The following is a 25,995-nucleotide window of genomic DNA, read 5'->3' as shown; positions in this document are numbered from 1 at the left end:
CGTGCCGGACCACCACGAACACACGCAAACGGCCCCGGCGGCACCCAGTGCCCGGGGTCGTCCGCATCGGGTCGGTACGAGGTCACTCGCCCTGGAGGGCCCGGACCTCCACCGGACCATGACACGCGGCCGAGCCCTCCTGGGCCAGGGCCAGCGCGGTGTCGAGGTCGGCGGCCTCGACGATCCAGAAGCCACCGAGCCACTCGCGGGCCTCGCTGAACGGCCCGTCGGTGATCGACCCCGCCCCGGCCGACGCGTCGACGACCTTGGCCTGGCTCACGTCGGTGAGCCCGCCGGCGTGGACCCACGCCCCGGTCTCCTGGAGCCTCCGGTTGAAGGCGTCGACGGAGGCGTACATGTGCTGGATCTCGTCCTCGGACGGCATGGCGTCGCCCCCGCGGTGGTGGACGGAGAGAAGGAACTGCGTCATGGGAGGTGCTCCTGGCTTCGATGGTGTTGGCTGGTCCCGGCTCGCTGCCGGCTCACCCCCACGTCGATCGGCGCGGCGCGGCCTCGACACGGCTCGACGAGGACGTTCCGGGAGAGAGAGGGAGATGCTCAGTCGACGGGCAGCCGTTCGCGGAGGAACTCGCTCGTCGTCGCCCAGGCGAGGGCCGAGGACGCCGGGTCGTGCCACGGCATGTCGTCGTTGTCGAACGCGTGGTCGGCGCCGGCATACGTCTCGAAGACGGTGGCGGGCTGAACGGTCACGGACGCCTCGATCCGGCGCACCGTCTCGGTGTCGATGAACGAGTCGGCGAGGCCGAAGTGGTGCAGGCTCGGCGCGGTCACGGTCACGACGTCGTGCAGTCCCGGCAGGGCCGAGCCGTAGTAGCTGACGAGCGCGTCGAGCGGAGCCGAGCCGTCGGACTCGAGGTGGCCGGCGACGTTGAAGCCGAGCCCGCCGCCGAAGCAGAAGCCGACCGCGCCGACACCGGCCGTGACCTCGTCACGGTCGCGCAGCCACTCGACCGTCGCGGCGGCGTCGGAGACGGCCGCCGGCCAGTCGAGGCGCTGCACGAGACCCATGCCCTGCTGCAGCGCGTCCTCGCCCTCGACGGGCGAGGTGACGCCGAGGCGCCAGAAGATCTCGGGTGCCACGACGACGTAGCCCTGCTCGGCGAGCTGGGCGGCCCGGCGCTGGATGTAGTCGCTGACGCCGAAGATCTCCTGCAGCACGACGATGCCCGGGCCCTGCCCGCTCGGCGGGAGCCAGAGGTGCGCGGGCATCTCGCCGGCGTCGGTCGTGATGGTCACGTGTTCGGTCATGCCGTCAGTATGTCGACCGTCCGTCCCCACGGTCAGCGTCGGGGTCGCAGCTCCAGCAGGCGGGAGTCGTACATCCGCACCCGCTCGGCGAGGACGTCGTGCTCGCGCTCGTGGCTGCGCAGCACCGCGACGAGGGCCACGATGGCGGCGACGAGGAGTCCGCCGAGGGCGACGAGCGCCAGGACGCCGGGCCGCGTGTCGGCACGACCGGTCGCGAGCACCACGAGGGCGGCGGTGAAGAGCAGGGCGACGACGCCCCCGAGGCCGCCGATCCGGCGCGACGCGGACCGGTCCGTCGTCTCGAGTGCCTGCTGGGCGACGGCACGCTCCTCGCGGGCGACGCTGCGGCACAGGTAGGTCGCGGCCGGGAAGCGGTGCGTGTCGCGGCGGCGACCGCGCGCCTGCAGCCGGTGGTCCGTGGGGACGTCGACGAGGTGGGGTCGGGGTGCGCCGAGGGCCGGCGCGGGGTTCGTGGTCAGTGCGGTCATCGGTGGGCTCCTTCACTCGGCCGCTGGGTGCACCCCATCACCATCGGGGTGCACCCAGCGGCGGCTGCGTGATCGCGGTTCCGGTCAGTCGTCCGTGCCGGCGTGCAGCCGGGCCCCGAGGGCGTAGGCGGCGACGACGAGGGCCGAGGCGGCCAGGACGATGTCCTTGAGGACGTACTGGCCCATGAGCGTCGGGCCGTGCGGGAAGAGCTCGGCCGTGAAGAGGGCGAGCGGCGACATGATCCCGATGAGCGCTCCGCCGAGGACGACGATGCCGACGCGCAGGAACTTGCCGGTGACGAGCGTCAGCCCGATGACGGTCTCGGTCACGGCGGTGAGCAGCACCGCGGTGTGGCCGGAGACGAGGCCGAACGTCAGACGGTCGATCGTCGCCGAGGCGATGGCCTCGGCCGGGCTGAGGCCCGGGACGAACTTGATGACACCGAAGCCGAGGAAGACCAGCCCGAGGCTGATCCGCAGGGCCTGGAGGCTGTAGGCCACGAGGAACGCCTGGAGGCGGTCCACGGCCGTGGTGGCTGCGCCGGTGACGGTCCCTCGGAGGGATCCGAGGCGGCTGGACGAGATGGATCGGTGGGCCCCGGGCTCTCCGGGACGGTCGAGGACGAACTGCGACATGGTGGTTGCTCCTTGAGGTCGAACTGTCGAGACCTCAGAAGGAGCAGGACCGCCGGAAGATACGCCGGACGGCCGGGTTGAGTCGATCTACCTAGACCAAACCCGGGCTGACGCGGGCAAAACGGACGTTGAGCGGGCGCCTTCAATTCGATTGACGCAGAAGCACATTGGTGGCATGTCGTGCGGTCACCAGTTGACGAGCAGCCGCTCCTGCTTGTCGCGGAAGGTCCCCACGAGGATGAGGATGAAGTCGATGAGCGCCCAGATGCCGAGCCCACCGAAGGTGACGAGCTGGAGGATGCCGGTGCCGACCTTGCCGACGTAGAAGCGGTGCACGCCGAGGACGCCGACGAAGAAGCAGAGCAGCGCCGCCGCGAGCCGCGACCGGTCGCTGACGGGCAGGCCCTCAGCGTCGAGAGCCACGGGCGCGAAGGCCGCCGCGAGGGACGGTGCGGCCTGGACGGGCTGAGCCGGGGCGGGCGGCAGCAGCGGGCCGAGCTGGTCGGTCCACGAGTCGCCGTCCCAGTAGCGCGACTGGGGCTTGCCCTCCGGGTCGGGATACCAGCCGGCCGGGATCTCGCGCGGTGCCGGGGGGATCGGCTGGTCGGGTTGCTGCGTCATGGTGGCCTCCGAGGGTGGGTGGACGTCGGGCGGACCCGGCCTCACTCCCAGCATGGTGGACACCGCTTCCCCGTGGCAGCCCCTACGACACCGGACCGCCCTGTACTTTTCTCCACCCCCGGTCGGTCATCAACGTCATGGTCCGGCGCGCCCGCCGACCCCTACCGTGGTCGCGTGACCACGATCCGTGCCCGCGTCGGGCGGCGCCTCGCACCCCGCCACACGGCATACGTCGTGCTCGGCGGGGTCGTCGGTGCCCTGGCGGCTCCGGTGGTGTGGACGCTCGCGGGCCTCGCGACGGGACTGCTCGTCGTCGTCGTCGGCGTCGCGTTCGTCGCCCTCCTCCTGCTCGTGTCGGAGGGGCTGAGCCGCTGGCACCGCGCGCGGGCCGCGGCGCTGCTCGGTGTCGTCGTCCACGCGCCGGCCGACCCCGTCGAACCGGGATGGCGCGGCTGGCTGGCCCGGCTGGGGCGTGCGTCGACGTGGCGGCAGCTGGCGTACCACGCGTTCGTCGGTCCCACGCTGCTCGCGGCCTCGGCCGCGGTCGTCGCGTCCTGCTGGGGCGGCGGCCTCGTCCTCGTGACGTCGCCGCTCTGGGCCCGGATCAGCCCCGAGGTGCTCGCCCTCTCCGGTGGCCTCCTCCAGGGGGTCGGCCGCATCTGGGTCTCGACCGCCGTCGGCTTCGGTCTCATCGTCCTCGCCCCGCACGCGGCCCGCCGGCTCGGCGCGCTCGACCTCGCGATCCTCCGGCCGATGCTCGGCGAGACGCGTGGCGAGCAGCTCTCGCCGCGGGTCACTGCGCTCGAGCAGACGCGTGCCGGGGTGATCGACGCCGCCGACGCCGAGCGCCGCCGGATCGAGCGCGACCTCCACGACGGCGCCCAGCAGCGCCTCACCTCGCTCGCCCTCAACCTCGGGATGGCCCGCTCGGCGCTGGCGCCCGACGCGCCGCCCGAGACGCGGCGGGCCATCGAGGAGGCGCACGACGAGGCGAAGCAGGCACTGGCCGAGCTGCGCGGCTTCGTCCGCGGCCTGCACCCCGCGGTGCTCGACGAGCGAGGGCTCGACGCGGCCCTGTCGGGGATCGTCGCCCGCGCGCCGGTGCCGACGAGCCTGCACGTGCTCCTGGCCCAGCGTCCGCCGCGCACGCTCGAGGCCGTCGCCTACTTCGTCGTGTCGGAGGCCTTGACCAACGTCGCGAAGCACTCCGGTGCCACGCGGGCCACGGTCCGGGTCACCTCGGACGCCCACCGTCTCGTCGTCGAGGTCGGCGACGACGGCCAGGGTGGCGCGGCCACCGGCGGGGGCTCCGGGCTCACGGGGCTGTCCCACCGGGTCGCGTCAGTCGACGGCACCCTCACCGTGACCAGCCCGCCGGGCGGTCCCACCGTGCTCAGGGCGGAGATGCCATGCGGGTCGTGATCGCCGAGGACTCGATCCTGCTGCGGGACGGGCTGATCCGGCTGCTCGCCGCCAACGGCATCGAGGTCGTCGAGGCCGTCGGTGACGCCGAGGCCGCCCTCGCCGCCGTGGAGCGGCACCGACCCGACCTCGCCCTGCTCGACGTGCGGATGCCGCCGAGCCACACCGACGAGGGGCTGCGCGCAGCGCTCGTCATCCGCGCGCAGTGGCCGGAGGTCGCGCTGCTCATCCTCAGCCAGTACGTCGAGGAGCGGTATGCCGCCGACCTCCTCGCCAGCACCACCTCCGCCGTCGGCTACCTCCTCAAGGACCGCGTCGCCGACGTCGACGAGTTCGTCGACTCGCTGCGCCGCGTCGCGGACGGCGGCACCGCGCTCGACCCCGAGGTCGTCGCCCAGCTGCTGCTGCGACGCGACAAGAGTCCCTTGCAGCGACTCACCGACCGGGAGCGCGAGACGCTCTCGCTCATGGCCGAGGGCCGCTCCAACACCGGCATCGCCCGCGCCCTGCAGGTCAGCGAGAGCGCGATCGCCAAGCACGTCAACGCCATCTTCACCAAGCTCGACATGCCGACGACGGCGGGCGACCACCGCCGCGTCCTGGCCGTGCTCCAGTACCTCTCGGAATAGGGGATCCACCATGTCCATGCACGAACCGACGAACCCGCCGACGAACCCGCCGCCGAACCGGCCGACGAGCCAGCCGACGTCCGTCCCCGACGACCGTGTGCACGGCGACTCGCTGCGCGGCGCCGAGCCCTACGGCGACTCCTGGCTGCGCCCGACCCTGACGACCGAGCCGTCCGTCGGTCCGGCCGCCGGGTCGCACGGCAGCGGCGACGGACCCGCCACCCCGACGGCACGCCCCTGGTGGCTCCTCGCCGGGCTCGGGGCGACCCTCGTCCTCGCGAGCGCCGCCGGTGCCACGACGTGGGGCGCGGCCACCGGCGGTCTCTGGCGCAGCGCAGACCAGCACCAGACCTACGAGCGACCCGCCGGCGCCCTGACGATCAAGGGTGGGGCGGGCGACATCGAGGTCCAGGGCGGCGGCAGGGCGGGCACGGTGCAGGTCGGCCGGCACGTGTCGTGGGGTCCGGGATCGAGCGAGCCGACGCCGCGAGAGGAGTGGACCGGGTCGACGCTCACCGTCGACGCGGAGTGCCACGGCTTCGTCGCCTGGTGCTCGGTGGACTACGTCGTCATCGTCCCTGACGCGGCCGACGTCACGGTCGACACCGGGTCCGGCGACATCACGCTGACCGGTTCCCTCGGCGACGTCACGCTCAAGGCGGGCTCCGGGGACATCGCGACGGCAAACCTGAGCGCCGACCAGGTCACGGCCGAGGCGGGCAGCGGCGACATCGACGTCGAGCTCGCGACCGCGGCCTCGCCGGTGTCGGTCAGGACGGGCTCGGGCGAGGTCTCGGTGCGCCTGCCGCAGGACACCGTCTATGCCGTGGACACCGAGACGGGGTCCGGCGACGCGGAGGTGAGCGTGCCGACCAACCCGGGCAGCACCTCGACGCTGCGAATCAGGACCGGGTCCGGCGACATCTCCGTCGACCAACGCTGACGCGGCCGACACGGCACCCGCACACGACGAAGCCGTATGCCGCCGAGGGGGTTTCGGCGGCATACGGCCCTGGGAGGTGCCGGCTCAGGTGGGGTTGCCGGCGGGGGTGTCCTCGTCGAAGGCACTGTGCTTGTCGTCGGGCACGGCGGAGGCGGCGGGGGTGGGAGGAGCCGCCTGGTCGTGATGCTCGACGATCTTGTCGATGCCCTTGTCGACCGAGGCACGGACCTTGGTCACGGTGTCGGCGTGCTTGCCGCCGGTCTTCTCGTCGATCTTGGCCTCGGCCTTGTCGAGGGCCCCGTCGACCTTGCCCCGGTTGTCGTGCGCGTAGCTCGCGGCAACCGACATCGCGGCCTTGGCCATCTCGACGACTGCGTCGCCGAAGTCCTTGGCCTTCTCCTGCAGGTGGACCTCGTCCGCATTGCTCTTCAGCTGCTCACCGAATGACACGGTGTCTCCTCATCTCGCACTGGTCCGACCCTCGTCGGCTCACTGCATCCACAGTCATACCCGGCGCCTGTCTCCCGCAACCGGGGTCGACCCCGAAATCGACCCCGATCGACCCTGATTCGCAGGCCTCCCGATCCCTCTGACCGACATGTCGGCATTGGTCAGGATCGTCCCCAGGCCCGTGTCTCGTCGGTCACGTGGGCCGATCTGTGACGTGGGGAACTGCGTCCCCCGCGCCACCGGCAGAGACTGGAGGGGAAGGCGGAGCGCCTGCCCCACAACTGAACTGGAGTGATCACCATGAAGCGACTCGACGGACGCGTGGCACTGGTGACGGGCGCGGCGAGCGGCATCGGCAAGGCCACGGCGCGGCGGCTCGCCGACGAGGGCGCAGCGGTCCTGCTGACCGACGTCAACGAGGCGCTCGGGGCCACGACGACCGAGGAGCTCACGGCCTCCGGTGCCAGAACCGAGTTCCTCCGGCACGACGTCACGAGCGAGGCCGACTGGGAGGCCGCCGTCGCCCGGGCGGTCGAGGCGTTCGGGTCGCTCGACATCCTCGTCAACAACGCCGGGATGGGTGACCTCGCCCCCATCGAGGAGACGAGCCTCGCCGACTGGGAGCGCACCATCGCCATCGACCAGACCGGGGTCTTCCTCGGCATGAAGACCGCCGCCGCGCACCTCAAGGCCTCGGGCCACGGCACGGTCGTCAACATCAGCTCGATCTTCGGCACGAGCGGCGGCTTCGGCACCTCGCCCGCCTACCACGCGGCCAAGGGTGCGGTCCGGACGCTGACGAAGAACGTCGCCCTGCACTGGGCCACGGATGGCGTGCGGGTCAACTCGATCCACCCCGGCTTCATCGACACCCCGATCCTCGACGGCGCGCGGGGCACCCCGTTCGAGCAGGCGATGATCGACCTGACCCCGATGGGTCGACTCGGTCGGCCCGACGAGATCGCGGCCGGCGTGGCCTACCTCGTCAGCGACGACGCGGCCTTCGTCACCGGCCTCGAGCTCTACATCGACGGCGGTTACATCGCCCGTTAGCGCCCGCGGGCGGTCGACCACGCCCAGTCGAGGACCGACCGGTGGCGGGACCACGTCGGGTCACCGGCCGACGGCGCCTGGGGGTCGCCGTCGACCGCGGCCCCGTCGGGGGCCCCGTCTCCGGCCCGCGTCGTCGCGAGCGACCGGGTCACCGCGTCGGAGACGCCGAGCCGTCCACCCGGCGGCTCGCCGAACACGTCGGCGGCGTCGCGCTCACCGACCATGTCGTGCCCGAGGCTCGGGATGAGCGACTCCACCGTCCCGTTCGGCACGTCGACGAGGGCCCCGGCCACGCGCGCGACCGTCTCGACGGGGGCCAGCCACACGGGGACCTGCACGCGCAGCAGTCGGGCGCGGGCGGCATACGTCCGCAGGAGCGAGACGTAGCTGAGCCGGTCGGGCCCGACGACGTCGAGGTGTCCCGTCACGTCGGGTCGCTCGAGCGCCTCGGCGAGGAACCAGACGGCGTCCGCGACCGCCACCGGCTGGATGACCGAGCTGCCCATCCACGCCGGCACGGTCTGCACGACCCCGAGCCGGGTCGACATCTGGCGCATCACCTCGAAGCTCGTCGACCCGGCCCCGACGACCATCGACGCGCGCAGGGTCAGCACGGGGCAGTCGGCCGTCGCGAGGATCTCCTCGACCTCGAGCCGCGAGAGCAGGTGGTCCGAGAGCTCGTCGTCGGGCAGGTCGGGCACGATGCCGGAGAAGTAGACGAGGCGGCCCGCGCCGACGACGCCAGCGGCATACGCGACGTTGTCGGCGGCCTGGCGGTCGCGCTGCATGAAGTCGTCCGCGTCGAGGCCGTGCACGAGGTAGCAGATGGCGTCGACGCCCTCGAGCGCCTCGAGAACGCGGTCCTCGTCGTGCACGTCGACCCGCCGCCACTCGACGTCGCCGGACCAGGGGTATGCCGTGGCCGGGCTCCGGTGGTGGGTGGCCACGACGTCGTGGCCGCGGCGGAGCAGCTCGGGGACGAGCCGGGACCCGATGTAGCCGCTCGCGCCGACGACGGCGACCCTCATCGCCGCTTGCGCTCGCGGCGGTCGCGCCGGAAGGAGCCGAAGAGGTCGGTCGCCGAGCGGACGAGGTCGAGCGGGCTGTCGTCGTCCGCGTCGGCATCTGGGACCGGCCCCGACACCGACATGCACGTGAGGAAGCGCTCGATGAGCGGGTCGGAGGCGCGCTGGACGAGGCCGGTGCCGAAGTCCATCGGGAAGCCGAGGAAGACGAGGTCGGTCACGAGGTGCGCGCGGGTGCGGGTGTCGTCGCCCAACACCTGGTGCAGCGTCAGCGTGATGTCGATGGTCGCCTTGCCGAGGCCGTGACGCTCCTGCCCGGTGGCCGTGAGGCGGGCTCGTCCGGCCTTCTCATCGCGCTCGACCATCGAGCCGGTGCCGTCGAAGTACATCGAGAGCGGCCCGAGCTTGGCCGTGATCTCGCCGACGAAGTCGTCGCCGTCGACCTCGGTGACCTCGGCACCGGGGAAGCAGCGGCCGATCCGGCGCAGGTCCATGAAGTTCGTCCAGACCACGCTCCGCGGTGCGTCGAGCTCCTGCTCGTGCCCGAGTCTCATCGCGTGTCCTTCCGTCAGGCGCGCCGCCCGGTGGCTGGCCGGCGGCGCTTCGTCAACCGTGGCATACCCGAACGGCCGCCGACAGGGGCGCCCGTGTCCAGGGTGAGCACCTCGGTCCAGCGTGTGGCCTCAGTCGGTCGAGCCGGGCGGCAGCAGCTCCCAGTGCAGGCCGTCGCCCCAGCCGCCGTCCGCCACGCGGTCGACCGCGTGCTCGCGACCGAACTCCACGAAGCCGACGGACCGGAGCACGCCGTTGCTCGCCTCGTTGTCGGCGGCCGTCTCGGCGACGAGGCGCCGCACGCCGAGCCCGCCCTCGCTCGCCGGGGCCAGCGCGTGGTCGACGGCGAGCCGGGCCGCCTCCTTGGCGGCGCCACGGCCGCGGGCGCTCGGGAAGAACTGGTAGCCGAGCTCGGCCGTGTCGGTGATGGCCCCGCCGCGGCTGAAGACGGTGACGCTCCCCAGGGCGCGGTCGGTGCTGAGGTCGGCGACGCACCAGTCGACCGCCGTGCCCTCGGACATCCGCTCCTGCCGGGTGCGCAGCCACGCCGGGAAGGTCTCGGGTCGCAGGATCGACCGGGACGGCATCCAGTGCCCGGGGTCGTCGCGCGGCTCGATCGCGTCGACGTCCTCGGCCCGCCAGGGCCGCAGCCGGACGCGCTCGCCGTCGATCTGCACCGCGGCGAACCACGGCGCCTGCGGCTCGAGCGGGACGCCCGGGGTGATGCTGGCGGTCCACGTGTCGAGCGCCTCGGTGCCGCCCTCGGGGTCGGGGTGGCTGCCCGGGAGCGTGCCGTGGAAGGTGAAGCCCGTGGACCACGCGGTCCGCCGCGAGCCCCAGTTGCCGACGACGGCGCGCCAGTGGACACGGGTCACCGGTGCGCCCCAGACCGGCGTCGCGAAGGCGTGCGCGACGACGAGCCGGACGGCGCGTGACATGAGCCCGTGGCCGCGGGCGTCCGGGTGCAGCCCGAAGCCGAGCTCTCCGGCCGACGGCGCGGCGCCGGGGCGCAGGTCGATGGTCCCGGCGTAGCGGGGCGTGCCCGTCGCGTCGGTCCACGCGATGGCCCACGACCGCGTGCCCCGGGGCTCGCCCCAGGCGCTGAGGTTGTGCTCGACCCAGCCGAGCGCGTCCTCGCGCGCGTAGGGCCTCGGGACGGTCGTCCACCGCAGGCTCTCCGGGTCGCGGCTCTGGTCGACGATCGCGTCGGCGTCGTCGACCGAGTGGGCGCGCAGGGTCACGACGCCGTCGGTCAGCAGGGTCACGGGCGGGGTCTCGGGCGGGGTCTCGGGCGAGGTCTCGGGCGAGGTCACGGCGGGCGGCTGGGAGGCGTCGGTCACGGCGTCAGCCTGCCAGCCGGCATACGCCCTCGTCACCCGCGATTCGAGCGCCCCGAAGAAGAAGGACCGGGAGCCAGCGTGCTGACTCCCGGTCCATAGGCCCGCTTCCCCTCCACAGGCTGCGTACCGAGGCTTACCGTACCCAATGGGTGGCCCGCACGAACACGCGTTGCGGTGAACCCTCGACATCGCAACTCGGGGGAGGATGCGTGGGAGCCGACCGGCTCGCGACGCGAGGAAGGGTTGCCGTGGAGACAGGGGCCGAGCGGGGCGTGCGATGCCCGACGCTCATGCGGCGACAGCCCGGTGGTGGGGCGGGAGTCTCCCCCTGGCCTCGACTCCCGCCCCGACCCACCGGTGCCAGGTGTCACGATACGAAGGTCGGGCGCCGCGACGGGTCGTCGTTGCGCACGTGGGCGCCACGCGCAACAGGGCGCCGTGCCCGGGCGTCGTCGTGCTGAACGAACAGGTGCAGTGGGTGCTGCGCAACGCCCGACTGCAGGCCGCCGACCCCGCCCTGCGCAGCGCTGCGGGTTTCGCCCAGGGGGCGGGTCGGGCCGAGCCGGTGCACCGGGCCCAGGTCGGGCGCTGGGAGAACGGCCGCGTCGAGGTGACCCGGTCGCTCGTGCGCCGCTACGAGACGGTGCTCGGCCTGCGCGACGGCCAGCTCCTCGCCGCCGTCGACCTCTTCTCGCGCTCGCACCAGCCCGTGCGCCCGGCCGCCACGCTCCCTCCGCCGACCCCGCCCGACGTCGACGCCACCCTGGTCCTGCTCGAGCGGGCGCTCGCCGACGAGCGGATGAGCGGCGGCGACTGGGACCGGCTCTCGGACCACCTGGGACGGATGCCGCACGCGATGGTGCGGGCCGGCGACTGGGAGGGGCTGATCCGGCGCCTCCTCCAGGAGGTCAGCCTCGGGCTCGGCCTCGACTACGTGCAGCGGGCCGAGGCCATCGCGCGCCTGGCCGGGCACCCCCGCAGCGCCGGTGTCGTCGCCTCGCTGGCTGCGGAGGTCGTGGGCCGCCCCGACGCGCAGTTCTACGTCGACACCCTGAGCCTGCTGCGCTTCATGGAGGCCCCGCGGGGCTACGCCGTCCTCGTCGGCCAGCTGCGCGAGCCCACCAACGCCAGCTCGCTGCGGGCCTGCCTCAGCGTGCTGACGACGCTCGTGCGCGGCACCGGTCTCGACCCCGAGACCCGGCTCGAGGCGGTCCGGCTCGCGGTCGACCACCTGCGCGACCCCTCGCACCCCTATCTCGTGCACCGCGGCGCCGCCAACCTCGTGCGCACGCTGGGTCCCGACGGCCACCGCGTCGCGACGGGGCTCACGGCCGAGGACCGTCGGGCCGCGGCCTCGATCATCCGCAACGGTCGAGCCATCACCGCCCAGGCGATCCGCGAGGCGCACCTGCGCATCCGGGGCGAGCTCGAGGCAGCCGAAGGGCATGCGACCGCCCACGAGCCGATCCTCGGCGACCTGCTGCAGACGGCGCTCGGCGAGACGAACGAGGAGGACCGCTCCTACGCCCTCGGCATCCTCATGCTGTCGCCGCAGAGCCGGATCATCGGCCGGGTCCACGCCGCGGCCTTCGCCGACGCCCTCGCGCGCCAGGACACCGTGGCGGCGCACGAGAGCATGACCGTGCTGACGTGGATGGCCCAGGTCGAGGACCTCGACCTCTTCGAGCGCGTCGCGCTCTCGCCGTCCTCGGCGCCCGATGTCGCCAAGGAGGCGGGCTACGTCGTCGGCAACACGATGGAGCCGCGGGGTCGGCGTCGCGACGAGCGCGAGGAGGCCGTCGCCCGTCGGATCGCCGAGATCGTCGCCACCGGCCGGGACGAGCCCGAGGTCCAGCTGCTCCGCGGCCTCGTCTACGCCCTCGGCATGCGAGGGCGGCAGGACCTCGTCTCCGCCCTCGTCGACGCCCTGCCCGAGCCGGGGCCCGACCCGCTGGCGATGGCCGAGCAGGCTCGCGCCACCCTCGCCTGGTGGCTCGACGTGCGCGAGCACCTGAGACCGCTCCGCTGAGGCCGACCGTCGCTCGCTAGGTTGGGGGCGTGGAGACCGACGAGGTGCTGAGCCTGCTCAAGGACGTGGCCGAGGAGGTCATCAACCCCCGGTTCCGGGCGCTCGCCGCCGGCGAGATCCACGAGAAGCGACCCGGCGACCTCGTCACCGACGCCGACCGCGAGGCCGAGGTGCTCATCACGGCAGCCCTCGTCGGCGCCTACCCCGACGCCGTCGTGCTCGGGGAGGAGACGTTCGCGGGCGACCCCGCGCTCATGGAGCGGTATGCCGCCGCGGACCACGCGTTCACCGTCGACCCCGTCGACGGCACGAAGAACTTCGTCCACGGCTCCAAGGACCACGCCGTCATGGTCGCCGAGACGGTCGCCGGCGCGGCCGTGCGGGCGTGGATCTGGCAGCCGCAGCACGAGCTCGGCTTCGTCGCCGAGCGCGGGGCCGGCACGTGGCGACACGACGCCGAGGGGTCGCGTCGCCTGACGGTCCCCGAGCCGCCCGAGGGTGCCCTGCGCGGCCGCACCTCCCGCCGCGCGTGGATCGGCCAGTCGCTCGACGGCCTCGAGCCGATGACCCTGACGTGGGTGTCGTGCGGCATCGACTACCCCAAGCTCGTCGAGGGCGCGGCCGACTACATCGTCTACGCCAAGGCCGCGCCGTGGGACCACGTGCCCGGCTCGCTCCTGCTCTCCGAGGCCGGCGGCCTGCTCGGCACGACCGCGGGCGTCACGTACTCACCTCGCGACATGGCGCCCCCGGGGCTCGTCGCCGCCGGCAGCCCCACGGCATACGACCACGTATGCCGTGCGCTCGCCGCGAGCGCCCACCTGCCCTGACCCGCCGGTGACGTCGCACACCCGCCCGTCCGGCTCGCCCGGCCCGTCCGGCTCGCCCGTCCCGTCCGGCTCCACGGCGCACGCGGTGCTGGCCGGTGTCGTCTGCGGGCTCGTCGGCTTCACGAGCTCGTTCGCCGTCGTGCTGACGGGCCTGCGGGCGGTCGGCGCCGGTCCGGAGGAGGCGGCCTCGGGTCTGCTCGTGCTCTGCGTGACGATGGGCCTCGGCTGCGTGCTCTTCTCGTGGCGGCTGCGGATGCCGATCACCATGGCGTGGTCGACGCCTGGCGCGGCGCTGCTCGCCGCGGCCGCGGTGCCGAGCGGTGGGTTCGCCTCTGCGGTGGGCGCTTTCGTCGTCTGTGGACTCTTGCTCGCACTGTGCGGTCTCGTGCGACCGCTCGAGCGGGTCGTCGAGGCGATCCCCAAGCCGCTCGCGAGCGCCATGCTCGCGGGGGTGCTGCTGACGCTCTGCGTCGCCCCGTTCCGGGCGGTCGTCGCGTCGCCGGCCGCGATCGCGCCGGTCATGGTGACGTGGCTCGTCCTCGTCGCGGTCGCGCGGCGGTGGGCGGTCATCGGCGCGCTCGGGGCGGCCCTCGTCGTCATGGCGGTGCAGGGGGTCTTCGGGCGGCTCGATCTCGGGGCGGCGGCCCCGTCCGTCGTCCTCGTCATGCCGAACTGGGACGCGACGACCCTTCTCGCCGTGGCGATCCCGCTCTTCATCGTCACGATGACGAGCCAGAACATCCCCGGCATGGCCGTGCTCGCGTCCTTCGGCTACCGGCCCGGCATCCGCGGTCCGCTGCTCTACACCGGTGGTGCGAGCGCGCTCGGCGCCGTCGGCGGCGCGCACGCGATCAACCTCGCCGCGATCTCCGCGGCGCTCGCCGCCGGGCCCGAGGCACACCCGGACCGCAGCCGGCGCTGGGTCGCGGGTGTCGCGTGCGGCGTCACCTACCTCGCCTTCGGCCCGCTCGCCGGGATCGTCACGGCCGCAGCGCGTTCGGCGCCCGCAGGCCTCATCGAGACCATCGCCGGCCTCGCCCTGCTCGGCACCTTCGCGAGTGCTGCGGCGGCCGCCCTGACCGACGCCTCGACCCGCGAGGCCGGCGCCGTCACCCTCGTCGTGGCCGCGTCGGGCATCACCGTCGCCGGCGTGGGTGCCGCCTTCTGGGGGCTGGTCGCCGGCGTGCTCGTCCTCGCCGCACTCCGGCTCGAACGTCGCCGCCGGGACCGGCTGACCGGCTAGTCACTCCTCGGAGGCGCCTGCGGAGGCCTTCTTGGACCGGGCCGCGCGAGCAGGCGCGGTCGTGGCGGCCTTCTTCGCGTCGCGGGCGGCCTTCTTCGCCGTGGCCGACGCCTTGGTCGTCTTCCTGGCGGCCACGTAACGCTCCGGGTCCTTGTCCTTCGGGGTGATCCCCTCGGCCCAGCGGACCGCCTCGTAGCGCAGGAACTGGACCGCGATCTCGTGGCGCAGCTCGAGGCTCGCGCGCTGGCGGAAGTCGGCGAGGTCCTGGCGCTCCTCCTCGCCCATGTGGTCGCTGTTGTGGACGTTGGCGTCGACGACCGCCGTCCACCACGCGTCGGACCCGATGCGGCAGCGCCCGACCTTGCGCAGGGACTTGCGGATGTCGTTGTGGTCCTTGACGGCGTCCTCGACCTCCTCGTCGACGGACTCGGCGTCGGCGCCGCCCGTGCCGATGCGCAGCAGCTCCGGGTAGAAGTAGAGCTCCTCGGCCTCGGCGTGCGTCTCGAGGAGGATCTCGAGCCGCTTCCAGACGGCGGCGAGGCCCTCGTGGTCGTCGCGCGGCCACTCCTCGAGCATGGCGAACATCCGTCGCTGCTCGTCGTGCTGGCGGAGGATGACGTCGGTGATGTCCACGGGAGGGCCTCTCTGTCGTCCGGCGGGTTCCGGATCCACTGTGCCGCATCCATACCCGATGCCGTCGCGGGCTTGGCCGTTTCGCGTATCAGCGGGCCCTGCTGGTGCCACCGTTGGTTGGTCGGGAGTGTCCGACGCAGTTCATCGACGCAGTTCACCGGCGCAGTTCATCGACGCAGGATGGTGGTGGGTCCGCATGACGAGCAACGACCTGGTCGTGGTGCTTCCGGGGATCACCGGCAGCACGCTCGGGGTCCGGGGTGACGACGGCTCGCCGGCGAGCGAGAACCTCATCTGGGCCCCGAGCGCCGGGGCCGTCTGGAAGCTGCTGACCGGCGGCCAGTCGATCCTCAAGAAGGTCCTGCCGGAGGGGATCGGCGACGACCACCCGGGCGACGGCGTCGAACCGGTCGCGCTCATGCCCGACGTCCACGTCCTGCCGGGCATCTGGACGCCGATCCGCGGCTACGACGTTCTCGTCGGCGCCCTCGAGAAGCAGGGCTACCAGCGGGGCGCCGGCGGCAAGCCGGCCACTCTCATCACGTACGCGTACGACTGGCGCCTCTCCAACCGCTACAACGGCGCTCGCCTGAAGACCGTCGTCGAGCCGGCGCTCGAGCAGCTGCGGGCGCAGGGCGGGGCGTATGCCGACGCGAAGGTCGTCTTCGTCTGCCACTCCATGGGTGGCCTCGTCGCCCGCTGGTACATCGAGAAGTGCGGCGGCGCCGAGGTGACGCGCAAGCTCATCACCCTCGGCACGCCGTGGCGCGGGGCGACCGACGCGCTGACCCAGCTCGTCAACGGCGTCAAGAAGGGCATCGGCCCGCTGTCGATCGACCTCACGGACTTCTCGCGGAGCATGCCCTCGCTCTTCCAGCTGCTGCCGGAGTTCGCGTGCATCGGCAACGGCGGGGGCTACGCCAAGACGACCGAGGTGTCGGTGCCCAACGTCAGCACCACGATGGTCGCCGACGCGATGGCCTTCCACACCGACCTCCAGGCCGCCGAGGCGGCCCGGCCGGACAGCCGGACCTCCGCCCACATGATCGTCGGCATCCGGCAGCCCACCGCGACCACGGCCCAGCTCTCGGGCGGCACGGCCACGGCCTACCAGGACTTCGGCACCGACAACGACTTCGGCGACGGCACGGTGCCGCTGACCGGGGCCGTCGGTCTCGGCGAGGCGCTCGACACCAACCTGGCGGTCCGCGTGCCCGACCAGCACACCAACCTCCAGTGCAACCAGCTCGTCCTCGACCAGGTGCAGGAGATCCTCAGCGCCAAGCCCGTCCGGAGGCGGGAGATCACCGACACGAACGTCCGCGCCGTCGTGCCTGACCTCGTCACGCAGGGTCAGGCGCTCAAGGTGTCATTCGACCTCGAGTCGGACGACCCGGGCGCCGACCCGCCGCGCAAGGCCGTGACCATCACGGTCAGCAGCGCGAAGGGCAAGGTGCTCGCGACTGCCGAGCCGACCCTGCGGAAGGGGCACGGCGTCGCAACCTTCGACGACCTTCCCCCAGGCACGCACACCGTGACCGTCACCGGATCCGGTCCCACCTCGACGGTGCGCCCCGTCACCTCGACGACCCTCGTCTGGCCGAGGCCGACCCGCTGAGGGCGCGAGCCCGGTGGTGCCGGCGGATTCGCGCGGACGGGGATCGTCGAGGGCCCCTGGGCCTGTGGACAGTCGGCGAGCACTGTCGGCAGTCGAACGTATGATCGAACCATGACCGCATCGACCATGGAGCGCCCCGGGGGTGGCGCGCGCCGCGCCGGTGTCGCTCATCCCGAGCGGCCGGCGCGTCCGGTGGGCGAGCAGGAGTCCGCTGTCGCAGAGGTGATCGGGCTGACCGACCTCCCGGGGCTCGCGGCACGACTGGCGGCCATGGCTGCGGAGCTCCGGCTGGTCGCCCGCAGCACGCCGCTGTGGGCCATGGCCGAGACGGGACTCGGGGACGCGATCGAGCAGGCTCAGGCCGTGCGCGAGATGGCGCACAACCTGTCCGCAGTGCTGGCCGCCGAGGTGAGCGCGCGAGGGCTGCCTGACAGATCCGGGCTCTCCCGCAACGACTGGGTCGCGGGTCACGCTCCCGGCTTGGCCGCAGGGGCGTCGGCTGCTCTGACCGCCGTGGGCGCGGCCATGAACGAGCCACGGTGGGCTGCACTGTCAGGAGGAGTGCGCGACGGCTCGATCTCGGTCGACAAGGCTGCGGTCATCGTGCGCTTGCGCGACGACGTCATCCAGTGTGCTGATGTCGCCCAGGTGGACAGTGTGGTCGACGCGATGGTCGAGGGCGCGTCGGCGCTCGGCATCAAGGACCTGAGGCGTCTGGCATCGCACGCCCGGGCGGGCCTTCGACCACCGGCGGTGGTCGAGGACGATGATCAGCGCCTCCGCGCAGCCCGGTCGCTGACGAAGATCGGCCGGTGCGCCGGGATGACGGAGTACCTCTGGAGACTCGATCCCGAGGGTTCGGCGATCGTCGACGCAGCGATCGACGCCTTGGCGCGGCCGCGCCCTGATGTGGACTGGAGTCGTTGGCCCACACTGCCCGGCAGTGGAGAATCATCTGGCCGGATCGGCCGAGGGTCAGCCGCCGCGCGTGGGGCGGCTGGCGAGGCCGCTGGTGGTGCGGCTGACGAGGGCGCTGGTGGGCCGGCTGGTGGGGCGGCTGGTCGACGCGCGCGGGGCGTCGATGCGGGGGACGGCGGCGCGAGAGTCCAGCGCGGGTCCGTCGATCCCCGGTCGGCGGCGACGCGCCGTGCCGACGCCCTGCTCGAGCTGATCGGACGCGCCGTCGCGGCGCCCCTAGGCGTCACCAGAACGCCGAGGACGAAGCTCGTGGTCACGATGTCGCTGGAGGCGTTGCTCGACCGCCTGCGCGGTGCCGGGCTGGCCGACAACGACGAGGTCCTGTCCGCAGCGACGGTGCGCCGGCTGGCCTGCGAGGCCGAGGTCATCCCGATGGTGCTGGGCGGTCCGTCCCAGTCGCTCGACATCGGCCGCGAGGATCGCTACTTCACTCCCGCCCAGAGACTGGCGCTGGCGCAGCGTGACCACGGCTGCAGCTACCCGGGGTGCTCCGTACCTCCGCAGTGGTGCGAGGCCCACCACGTGGTGCACTGGCTTCACGGCGGAACGACCGACCTGTCCAACGGTGCCCTCCTCTGTGGGAGGCACCACACGATCGTCCACCAGCTCGGGGTGACGGCGATCGTCACGCCGAGCGACGTCATCTGGCAGCCACCGCGCGAGCATCGACGGCCCTGACCCGGCACGGGCCGGGACGCGTGCACCACATGGTCCCGGGTCCATTCCGGTGGCGATGATCCCTGCTCGGCGGGACCAGGAGGCGAGCGAAGGCTGGGGCGAAGTCCAGGTGCGGCCCGCCTCCCGCGCTCGGACGCTCTCCGACCCCGCGATGTCGTGCGCCGCCACGCGCGGGGTGCCGCCGGTCGGGCCCTGGCCCATCCCGTTCTGTCGCTCCCGTTCTGTCGACCTCCGCTCCGTCGGTCTGACGCACTGTCGTCAGGCGGTGGTTGGGTGGTGGGCATGACTTCAGAGAAGAGCACTGGATCGACGATCGGCTGGGACTGCGTCGCGCTCGACTGCGCGGACGCGGCAGGGGTGGCGCAGTTCTACGCCGACCTCCTGGGCGGCCGAGTGGAGGCCGACCCCGAGGGCGACTGGTTCAACGTGCTGTGGGACGGCCCGCGCATCGCGACCCAGCTCGCACCCGGGCACGAGTCTCCTGACTGGCCCCGCGGCCAGCAGCAGGCGCACCTCGACTTCGTCGTCGCCGACATCGCCGCCGCCCATGAGCGGGTGCTCGCCCTCGGCGGCACGGCACTCGATCCTGTCGAGCCGCCGCAGCCGGCGCCGGACCGCGGGTTCCGCGTCTACGCCGACCCGGCCGGCCACCCGTTCTGCCTCTGCCGTCCGACCCCGGACGCCTGGGCCTGAGTCCGGCCCGCGACCGTCAGCCGAAGTCGAGCCCGTCGAGTGACGTCGACGGCTTCTGGTCGGGCAACCGCAGCATGCGGAACGAGTTGCCCAGACCCAGCAGGCCGGCGAGGAGAGGGACCAGCAAGGCGATCTGGAGAGAGCGGTTGCGGGCTTCGTCGTTGATGGCCAGCACCTCGGCCTCGACCTCGGCCGGCTGGCCAGAGATCTGCTGCTCCAGCTGGGTGTTGCTCATGATCTCGGCGTCGTGCTCGAGGGCCTGGGCGATCTGCTGCTGCTGCGCGGCCGGGATGACGGAGCTGTTCTGCGCCAGCTGGGAGAAGCCGACCGACAGCGCAGCGAGCATGAGGCCGCCCGCCATCGCGAGACCGAAGGAGAGCCCGAAGGACCCTGCCGCGGAGTTGACGCCGGCGGCCTCGCTGACGCGCTCCTCCTCGACGGGGGCGAGGGTGTAGTTGTTCAGCTGCGAGACCAGGAGGCCGAGGCCGCAACCGGTGATCGCGAGCGGGACCACGAAGTACCACGCGCTGTCGGCGCGGGGCACGAGCGGGAGGATGATCGCGACACCCAGACTCGTGAGGACGAAGCCGGTGCGGATGATCGAGGCCGGTCGCCGGTCACCGGCCTTGCGTCCGGCCAGCAGGGCTGCCCCGAACATCGTCAGCGACAGCGGAGCCAGCGACAGGCCGGACTGGAGGGCGTTGTACTCCAGCGTCATCTGGAAGTAGAGCGGGAGGGCGATCATCGCGCCGCCCAGGGTGACCTGCTGCAGCAGCTGGCCCGTGACACCGGCCGTGAAGTTCGGGTGCCGGAACAGGTCCGGGTCGAGCAGGGTGACCTGCCCGGCGCGCTTGCGCCGGCGGAGCCACCGGGCCAAGAGCACGAGCGCGGTCGCCCCGACGACGAGGAGCAGGCCGACGTACTGACCCCCCTCCTGCCAGACGAGGATGCCCAGCACCACCCCGCCCATGCCGAGGGCGGACAGGATCGCGCCGACCACGTCGATCTGGCGCGAACCGGTGTACTCGACGTCCCGGACCAGCCGGATCTGGCTCAGCACGACGACGATGATGAGGACCTCGAGGGCGAAACCGACCCGCCACGACAGGTACGTCGTGACGAACCCGCCGAGCAGTGGGCCGATCGCGGCGGCGATGGCGGCCGAGGCCCCGACGAGCGCGTAGGCCTGCTTCTGGGCTGCCCCGGCGAAGTTGCCGTGGATCAGTGACTGCATCGCCGGCAGGAGCAACGAGGCTCCCAGGCCCCCGATGATCGCCCAGAAGATGATGATCGCCGTGAGGCTCTGGGCGAGCGTCATCGCGAGCGCCCCGATGGCGTATCCGAGCAGGCCCAGGACGTAGGCCCGCTTGCGGCCGATGAGGTCGCCGACCTTGCTGTTGATGAGGATGAACGCGGCCGAGACGAGCGCCTCGAGCGCGATGGCCGACTGCACCCCGCTGGCCGTCGTGTCGAGGTCGGTGATGACCGCCGAGATCGACACGTTCATCAAGGAGGTGTCGACCACGAGGACGAACATCGCCATGGCCAGCAGGAGCATCAGGCGGCGGCTCCCCGGCACATCGGGATCCGAACCTTGGGCGGGGTTCTGCGTCATGTCACCCTCTCGGCCACCGAATGGGTCGCAGTCTAGCGAGGTCGAGGGGGTGCGTCAGTCAGTCGAGGAGGATGAGGAAGTGGGCGACGAGGGCGGCGCGCACGGCGTCCTCGTCGGCGAGCTCGGTCTCCTCGCGTCGGCCCTGTGTCGTCGTGATGAGCCGGTCGCCGCTCAGGGTGACCCGGCCCGTGGGCGTCAGCAGCGACGCGAGCCGGGACCGCGTGAAGTGGCTGTCGGGCGAGGTCTGCTGCCACTCGTTGCGCGCCGCGAAGTCGGTCAGCGGGTGGGGCACCGTCGAGAAGACGAAGCAGTCGCGCCAGTCCTCGCCGTCGCGGCGCTCGCGGGAGACCCACGTGTCGTCGCGCCGCACGAGTCCTACGAGGTGTCCGCGTTCGCGTCGCTCGAAGCCGTCGCGCAACGGCAGCGGCTCGATGAACCCCTCGCCGAACCCGACGTCCGCGAGCACGGGCTCCTCGAGCCGGCCGCCCGACACGACGAGCGCGACGTGGTCGAAGTCGTCGGTGAGCCCACCGGCCGCGGTGGTCACGCGCGCGGAGACGAGGTCGACGGCATACCCGAGGCTGCGCAGCAGCAGGGCGAAGAGACCGTTGAGCTCGTAGCAGTAACCGCCGCGCCGGGCGTCGACGACCTTGGCCAGCAGCGACGCGTTGTCGAGGCGGATCGGCCGGCCGAGCGAGATGTCGAGGCTCTCGAACGGCACGGCCAGCAGGTGCGCCCGGTGGAGCGACGCGAGCGCCGCCAGGGTGGGGGACTCGGGAGCGGCCGCGCCGATGCGCCGGAGGTATGCCGTCGCCTCGGTCGTCGTCAGCGCGTCGGTCGTCGTCGGTGAGGTCACCCGGTCATCCTGCGACCTCGAGCCACCTTGAGGTCAAGCCGGCGCCGGAAGTGGCAGCGTCACGCCGACCATCGTCACGCCGCGCCCGTCCCACTCGTAGGCCGTGCGCTCGAGCAGGTCTCCCGCCGCGGACCGCAGGACGGTCGGGTCGAGCGACGGGGCGGCGAGCGGGCCGCGCTGGAGCACCTGGGTGCCGTCGTCGTAGCGGACGAGGACCTCGAGGCGGCGGGGGAGACGCGGCGGCCCGTCGAGCGAGAGCACCCGCGCGACGGCACGCTCGACGCAGCCGTCGAGCACCGCCACGACCTTGGACCTGGTCCGCGTCGCGGGCAGTGACCGGCTCGCGCTGACCGACCTGCGCGGCCCGGGCAGGCGGATCGTCGCGTCGTCGGTGCCCCGCGCGATGGAGACGAGACGCCGGGCCATCGCCGTGGTGACGAGGTGCTTGAGGTCGTCCTCGTCGAGGGCGTGGAGGTCGGCGACGACGAACAGCCCTGCGGCGTGGAGCTTTCCGTAGGTCGTCGGACCGACACCCCAGAGCTCGTCGAGGCGCAGACGAGGCCGGACGCGCGCCTCGAGCTCGGCGTCGACGACGACGAGGCCGTCGGGCTTGGCGCGGCGGCTCGCGAGCTTGGCCATGAGCTTGGTGCGCCCGACGCCGACCGAGACCGGGAGCCCGACCTCGGCGCGGGCGGCCGCGCGCAGGGCCACTGCCATCCCGCGCGGATCGCCGCGGTCGCGTCCGGTGACGTCGAGGAAGGCCTCCTCGACCGATCCGGGCTCGACGAGGGGCGTGAAGCGGCGGAACACCTCGAACAGCCGGACGGAGGCCTCCTCGTAGGCCTCCGCGCGGTAGCCGGTGACGAGCACCTGCGGCCAACGGCGCTGGACCTGCCGCAGCGGCATACCGGCGTGGATGCCGAGCGCACGTGCCTCGTAGGACGGGCACGCGACGACCTCGTGGGCCACGACCATCGGCCGCCCGCGCAGCGCCGGGTCGTCGCGCTGCTCGACGGAGGCGAAGAACGCGTCGGCGTCGGCGTGCAGGATCACCACCGGCCCAGTCTCCGCCCGGCCACCGACAGGCCGACGGATGGCGTGCGTGATGGTGCTGCGCTCGGTGGGGTGATCACCCCACCATCCGCGACACGACCCGCCGGGTCATGACGAGGCTCAGTAGCCGGCGTGGTCGAGCGCCTCGGTCGTCAGCTGCCGACCGAGCTCGATCATCTCCGCGGCCCGGTGGAAGTCGAGGGTCCGCACGGCGTTGGACGGCACGGTGACGAGCACGTCCGGCGGGTTGCTGGCCATCCGATAGCGCGAGATGAGGGCGCTCATCGTCTCGAACGACATGTTGAGCAGGTCGACGAGCCCGACGTCGGCCGACCGGACGACGAGCGCATCGGTCGGCGTCTGCGCCAGCCGGTCGACGGCCTCCGGCGGGATCGGCTGGTCGTGCTCGACGTCGTGGTCGTGGTCGCGGGCGTGCCCGCCGAAGCGGCTCGTGATGGCACGGACCCGATCGGACTCGAGCACCTCGGCGGCACTGCGCCGCAGCCGGGTCGTCCACTCCTCGCGCGACACCGGCTCCGACGACTCCTTGACGGGGGTCGTCGGTCCGCCGGTGGCCCGCATGCCCGACAGGGAGACGGCGATCGTGAGGTCCGCCGAGGTCGCCGCGGTCGGCTCGATGGGGATCGGGTTGATGAGACCGCCGTCGACGAGGACCCGGCCGTTGATGACGGCGGGGGTGATGACGCCGGGGATCGCGATGGAGGCGCGAATCGCGTGCTCGACCGGCCCGCGCTGGAACCACACCTCGCGGCGCGCGTTGATGTCGGTCGCGACGGCCGTGTAGGGGATCGGCAGGCTCTCGATCGTCGCGCCGTCGAGGATCTCCCCGACCTTCGCGATGATCCGCTCGGCCCGGATCGCGCCGTTCGGCGAGGTGATGCTGAGGTCGAGCAGCCGCCACACCTCGCGCTGGGTCAGGCTCCGGGCCCACTCGGTGTACGCGTCGAGCCTCCCTGCGGCCGCCACCCCGCCGACGAGCGCGCCCATCGACGTGCCCGCGATCGTCACGATCTCGAAGCCGCGCTCGGCGAGCACCTCGAGCGCGCCGATGTGGGCGTAGCCGCGCGCCCCGCCCGACCCGAGCACGACCGCTGCACGCATCCCCTCAGCCACGTCCTCGACGATAGTCCGCCTCCCGGACGGCTCGCGCGCCGGTCAGGACGTCAGGAACAAGATCTCCATCGCGTCGAGCCGCGCACGGTCGGCGACCATCTCGATGCCGGTGACGAGGTCGCGGTCGTCCACCGTGAAGCGGAAGGCCACCATGGCCTCGCCCCGCAGCGTCCACACGGCGCCGATGCCGCCGTCGAAGGCGGCCAGCCGTGCCGACCTGGCGCCGCCGTTGAACCGCTGGGCCACGGCCTCGGGCCCGCGGAGCACGTCGGGCGAGCCCATCGCGACCGCTGCCTCGTCGGCGCTCAGCACGACGTCGGGGTCGAGCATCTCGAGCAGGGCGGAGAAGTCGCCGCCCCGTGCGGCGGCGAGGAAGGCGGTGACGACCTCGCGCTGCCGGGTGCGGGCCGGCCCGGACCCGTCCGCGTCGGCGGCGCGCACCCGGCGACGGGCGCGGCTCGCGAGCTGGCGGGTCGCGGCGGGGGAGCGGTCGAGGATGTCGGCGATCTGCTCGAACGGCATCCCGAAGAGGTCGTGGAGCACGAAGGCGAGCCGCTCGGCCGGGGCGAGGGTGTCGAGGACGACGAGCAGGGCCAGGCCGATGCTGTCGGCGAGCTCGACCTCGCTCGCCGGATCGGGGGCGGGGCGCGTCGGTTGGGTCAGCGCGGTGCGCACGTCACCACCCGCGACGAGCTCGGCGAGCCCGGTGTCCCAGCTGTCCTCGCGGCGCGAGCTGCGCGACCGCAGCATGTCGAGGCTGATCCGCCCGACGACGGTCGTCAGCCAGCCCGCGAGGTTGGTGACCTCGGTCGTGTCGCTGCGGCTGAGGCGCAGCCACGCCTCCTGCACGGCGTCGTCGGCGTCCGCGGCGGACCCGAGCACGCGGTAGGCCACGGCCCGCAGCCGTGGGCGCTGCTGCTCGAAGTCGCGGGCGAGCCACTGCTCGCGGGTCTCGTCGTCCATTTCGTCACATCCTTCGGTCGTGATCCGTCATAGCACTGACGAGCCGGCGCCACCGGATGTGACACCACCACCGCTCGGCAACCCACCGCGATCACTCACCAGGAGTCCAAGATGTCCGCCGTGAACACCCTCATCTACCCCGTCGCCGACCTCGCCGCCGCGAAGCAGGTCTTCACGACCCTGCTCGGCACCGAGCCACACACCGACGAGTCCTACTACGTCGGCTACTCCGTCGACGGCCAGGAGATCGCCCTCGACCCGAACGGGCACCGCAAGGGCCTGACCGGCGCGACGCCCTACTGGTCGGTCGACGACCTCGAGGCGACCGTCGCCGCGCTCACCGCAGCCGGCGCGACCGTCAACCAGCAGCCGACCGCCGTCGGAGGCGGGCGCACCGTGGCCGTGCTCCTCGATGCCGACGGCAACATGATCGGCGTGATGCAGGGATGACGGCCGACGACGTCCCCGACAGCACCGAGGGCGTATGCCGTCCGCCCGCCGAGGTGCCCGCGTCCCCTCGGCCGCCGCGACCGACCGCACAGAGGGTCCGGGACACCCGAGAGCTGCTGGGCCGGGAGATCGACTGCTGGGTCGCGACGACCGATCCCGCCACCGGCGCACCGCACCTCGTGCCCCTGTCGTTCGACTGGGACGGGCGCGCGATGCTGCTCTCGACGGGTGAGCGCAGCGTCGCGGGACGCGGTCTGGCGTCCGGCGCAGGGGTGCGGATCGGGCTCGGCGCGACGCGTGACGTCGTCATGGTCGACGGGTCCGTCGAGGTGGTCCCGACCACCGCGCTCGAGCCCGCGGAGGCCGACCGTTTCGCCCAGCGGACCGGATTCGACCCTCGGGAGACCTCGGGTTCATACCTCTTCTTCCGGGTCGTTCCGAGCCGCATCCAGGCCTGGCGCGAGGAGAACGAGCTGCGCGGCCGCGACGTGATGCTCGACGGGCGGTGGATCACGTCCGACGAGTGATCGCGCATATCGAGTTCACTTGTGGCACAGTCGAACCCGCCCGAGCCACAGGGTGACGTGGCGGTTGCTCCGCCGGGGCGTGACGGCATACGCGATCGGCGCCGGCGACGTCCTGTGACGAGGGGCCGGGAGGGGTGTCACCGACGCCCGCCCGGCCCCTCACGGCTGTCCGCAGCGAGGGGCGGGTCTTGCGCCCCCGCGCTGACCTGTGCAGTATGGAGGTGCAGATGTAAGCGCTTACAGAGCCGGGGAGACCCGGTCAGGGGC

Annotated in this window: 27 protein-coding genes; 12 read left to right on the top strand and 15 right to left on the bottom strand. The window is 72.8% G+C overall.

The annotated features are described in order from the left end of the window. Positions 1-82 precede the first annotated feature (82 nt). The 5 genes from ASE25_RS04210 to ASE25_RS22225 all read right to left on the bottom strand — a co-directional run bounded on the left by ASE25_RS04210 (position 83) and on the right by ASE25_RS22225 (position 3,014). Positions 83-430 (bottom strand): YciI family protein, encoded by a 348-nt coding sequence (locus tag ASE25_RS04210; protein ID WP_056823008.1) that lies wholly within the window; start codon positions 428-430, stop codon positions 83-85. Positions 431-558: 128 nt separating this feature from the next. Next, entirely contained in the window at positions 559-1,269 is a 711-nt protein-coding gene (locus ASE25_RS04205) for a dienelactone hydrolase family protein (RefSeq protein ID WP_056823005.1), read from the bottom strand. A 32-nt stretch (positions 1,270-1,301) separates the two neighbouring features. Continuing rightward, on the bottom strand, positions 1,302-1,757 hold the full coding sequence (locus ASE25_RS04200) for a hypothetical protein (protein WP_056823002.1): 456 nt from the start codon (positions 1,755-1,757) through the stop codon (positions 1,302-1,304). An 84-nt stretch (positions 1,758-1,841) separates the two neighbouring features. Further along, complete coding sequence (locus ASE25_RS04195; RefSeq protein WP_056823000.1) at positions 1,842-2,393, bottom strand: DoxX family membrane protein; 552 nt, start codon at positions 2,391-2,393, stop codon at positions 1,842-1,844. Between the two features lie 186 nt (positions 2,394-2,579). Next, complete coding sequence (locus tag ASE25_RS22225; protein WP_082622675.1) at positions 2,580-3,014, bottom strand: NINE protein; 435 nt, start codon at positions 3,012-3,014, stop codon at positions 2,580-2,582. Between the two features lie 174 nt (positions 3,015-3,188). On the opposite strand from ASE25_RS22225, the gene ASE25_RS04185 reads away from it, so the two are divergent. The 3 genes from ASE25_RS04185 to ASE25_RS04175 are packed head-to-tail and all read left to right on the top strand — an operon-like array spanning position 3,189 to position 6,008. Further along, on the top strand, positions 3,189-4,436 hold the full coding sequence (locus ASE25_RS04185; protein ID WP_082622674.1) for a sensor histidine kinase: 1,248 nt from the start codon (positions 3,189-3,191) through the stop codon (positions 4,434-4,436). After that, a complete protein-coding gene (locus tag ASE25_RS04180; protein WP_056779137.1) occupies positions 4,424-5,065 on the top strand; it encodes a response regulator transcription factor in 642 nt (213 codons plus the stop codon). Before ASE25_RS04185 ends, ASE25_RS04180 begins: the two co-directional genes overlap by 13 nt. A 10-nt stretch (positions 5,066-5,075) precedes the next feature. Further along, positions 5,076-6,008, top strand: a complete 933-nt coding sequence (locus ASE25_RS04175) for a DUF4097 family beta strand repeat-containing protein (protein WP_056822998.1) — start codon at positions 5,076-5,078, stop codon at positions 6,006-6,008. Between the two features lie 84 nt (positions 6,009-6,092). Here ASE25_RS04175 and ASE25_RS04170 read toward each other — a convergent pair whose 3' ends face one another. Continuing rightward, positions 6,093-6,458: an antitoxin gene (locus ASE25_RS04170; RefSeq protein WP_056822995.1), complete on the bottom strand. Its 366-nt coding sequence runs from the start codon at positions 6,456-6,458 to the stop codon at positions 6,093-6,095. Positions 6,459-6,758: 300 nt separating this feature from the next. Here ASE25_RS04170 and ASE25_RS04165 point away from each other — a divergent pair, with 300 nt between their 5' ends. Further along, positions 6,759-7,511, top strand: a complete 753-nt coding sequence (locus ASE25_RS04165; protein ID WP_056823864.1) for an SDR family NAD(P)-dependent oxidoreductase — start codon at positions 6,759-6,761, stop codon at positions 7,509-7,511. On the opposite strand, the gene ASE25_RS04160 is transcribed toward ASE25_RS04165, so the two are convergent. The 3 genes from ASE25_RS04160 to ASE25_RS04150 all read right to left on the bottom strand — a co-directional run bounded on the left by ASE25_RS04160 (position 7,508) and on the right by ASE25_RS04150 (position 10,428). Beyond that, positions 7,508-8,539 carry an NAD-dependent epimerase/dehydratase family protein gene (locus ASE25_RS04160; protein WP_056822991.1) on the bottom strand — a complete coding sequence of 344 codons (1,032 nt, stop codon included), beginning with the start codon at positions 8,537-8,539 and terminating at the stop codon, positions 7,508-7,510. The two genes, ASE25_RS04165 and ASE25_RS04160, sit on opposite strands and share 4 nt — an antisense overlap. Then, on the bottom strand, positions 8,536-9,090 hold the full coding sequence (locus tag ASE25_RS04155) for an SRPBCC domain-containing protein (RefSeq protein WP_056822990.1): 555 nt from the start codon (positions 9,088-9,090) through the stop codon (positions 8,536-8,538). Before ASE25_RS04155 ends, ASE25_RS04160 begins: the two co-directional genes overlap by 4 nt. A 129-nt stretch (positions 9,091-9,219) precedes the next feature. Continuing rightward, the gene (locus tag ASE25_RS04150) at positions 9,220-10,428 is read right to left on the bottom strand and encodes a GNAT family N-acetyltransferase (RefSeq protein WP_056822985.1); all 1,209 of its coding nucleotides are present in this window, start codon (positions 10,426-10,428) and stop codon (positions 9,220-9,222) included. Between the two features lie 454 nt (positions 10,429-10,882). Between ASE25_RS04150 and ASE25_RS04145 the strand changes: the two genes are divergently transcribed. The 3 genes from ASE25_RS04145 to ASE25_RS04135 are packed head-to-tail and all read left to right on the top strand — an operon-like array spanning position 10,883 to position 14,530. Beyond that, on the top strand, positions 10,883-12,457 hold the full coding sequence (locus tag ASE25_RS04145; protein WP_157623306.1) for a hypothetical protein: 1,575 nt from the start codon (positions 10,883-10,885) through the stop codon (positions 12,455-12,457). Between the two features lie 29 nt (positions 12,458-12,486). Beyond that, positions 12,487-13,287: an inositol monophosphatase gene (locus ASE25_RS04140; protein WP_056822981.1), complete on the top strand. Its 801-nt coding sequence runs from the start codon at positions 12,487-12,489 to the stop codon at positions 13,285-13,287. Between the two features lie 7 nt (positions 13,288-13,294). Then, the gene (locus ASE25_RS04135) at positions 13,295-14,530 is read left to right on the top strand and encodes a benzoate/H(+) symporter BenE family transporter (protein ID WP_056823861.1); all 1,236 of its coding nucleotides are present in this window, start codon (positions 13,295-13,297) and stop codon (positions 14,528-14,530) included. Here ASE25_RS04135 and ASE25_RS04130 read toward each other — a convergent pair whose 3' ends face one another. Further along, complete coding sequence (locus ASE25_RS04130) at positions 14,531-15,163, bottom strand: hemerythrin domain-containing protein (protein ID WP_056822979.1); 633 nt, start codon at positions 15,161-15,163, stop codon at positions 14,531-14,533. 196 nt (positions 15,164-15,359) lie between these two features. Here ASE25_RS04130 and ASE25_RS04125 point away from each other — a divergent pair, with 196 nt between their 5' ends. The 3 genes from ASE25_RS04125 (at position 15,360) to ASE25_RS04115 (ending at position 19,130) form a co-directional block, all read left to right on the top strand. Further along, on the top strand, positions 15,360-16,781 hold the full coding sequence (locus tag ASE25_RS04125) for a triacylglycerol lipase (RefSeq protein WP_056822977.1): 1,422 nt from the start codon (positions 15,360-15,362) through the stop codon (positions 16,779-16,781). Between the two features lie 111 nt (positions 16,782-16,892). Next, entirely contained in the window at positions 16,893-18,437 is a 1,545-nt protein-coding gene (locus ASE25_RS04120) for an HNH endonuclease signature motif containing protein (protein ID WP_056822975.1), read from the top strand. A 282-nt stretch (positions 18,438-18,719) separates the two neighbouring features. Further along, positions 18,720-19,130 carry a VOC family protein gene (locus tag ASE25_RS04115; RefSeq protein WP_082622724.1) on the top strand — a complete coding sequence of 137 codons (411 nt, stop codon included), beginning with the start codon at positions 18,720-18,722 and terminating at the stop codon, positions 19,128-19,130. Positions 19,131-19,146: 16 nt separating this feature from the next. On the opposite strand, the gene ASE25_RS04110 is transcribed toward ASE25_RS04115, so the two are convergent. The 5 genes from ASE25_RS04110 to ASE25_RS04090 form a co-directional block, all read right to left on the bottom strand. After that, positions 19,147-20,745: an MFS transporter gene (locus ASE25_RS04110; protein ID WP_056822973.1), complete on the bottom strand. Its 1,599-nt coding sequence runs from the start codon at positions 20,743-20,745 to the stop codon at positions 19,147-19,149. A 58-nt stretch (positions 20,746-20,803) separates the two neighbouring features. After that, positions 20,804-21,601 carry an arylamine N-acetyltransferase gene (locus ASE25_RS04105; protein WP_056779105.1) on the bottom strand — a complete coding sequence of 266 codons (798 nt, stop codon included), beginning with the start codon at positions 21,599-21,601 and terminating at the stop codon, positions 20,804-20,806. 33 nt (positions 21,602-21,634) lie between these two features. Next, positions 21,635-22,657 carry a DNA polymerase IV gene (locus ASE25_RS04100; RefSeq protein ID WP_056822972.1) on the bottom strand — a complete coding sequence of 341 codons (1,023 nt, stop codon included), beginning with the start codon at positions 22,655-22,657 and terminating at the stop codon, positions 21,635-21,637. A 117-nt stretch (positions 22,658-22,774) separates the two neighbouring features. Next, positions 22,775-23,788: a patatin-like phospholipase family protein gene (locus tag ASE25_RS04095; protein WP_235508530.1), complete on the bottom strand. Its 1,014-nt coding sequence runs from the start codon at positions 23,786-23,788 to the stop codon at positions 22,775-22,777. Positions 23,789-23,830: 42 nt separating this feature from the next. Next, a complete protein-coding gene (locus tag ASE25_RS04090) occupies positions 23,831-24,751 on the bottom strand; it encodes a sigma-70 family RNA polymerase sigma factor (RefSeq protein ID WP_056822969.1) in 921 nt (306 codons plus the stop codon). 111 nt (positions 24,752-24,862) lie between these two features. Here ASE25_RS04090 and ASE25_RS04085 point away from each other — a divergent pair, with 111 nt between their 5' ends. Next, complete coding sequence (locus ASE25_RS04085) at positions 24,863-25,201, top strand: VOC family protein (protein WP_056822967.1); 339 nt, start codon at positions 24,863-24,865, stop codon at positions 25,199-25,201. After that, positions 25,198-25,728, top strand: coding sequence for a pyridoxamine 5'-phosphate oxidase (locus tag ASE25_RS04080; RefSeq protein ID WP_082622673.1), 531 nt, complete (start codon positions 25,198-25,200; stop codon positions 25,726-25,728). Before ASE25_RS04085 ends, ASE25_RS04080 begins: the two co-directional genes overlap by 4 nt. Positions 25,729-25,995: the final 267 nt, after the last annotated feature.

The organism is Terrabacter sp. Root85 (genome assembly GCF_001429185.1).
Classification (GTDB): domain Bacteria; phylum Actinomycetota; class Actinomycetes; order Actinomycetales; family Dermatophilaceae; genus Terrabacter.
Note: the sequence above shows the minus strand (reverse complement) of the source record. Positions and strands in the feature narration are given on the sequence as shown.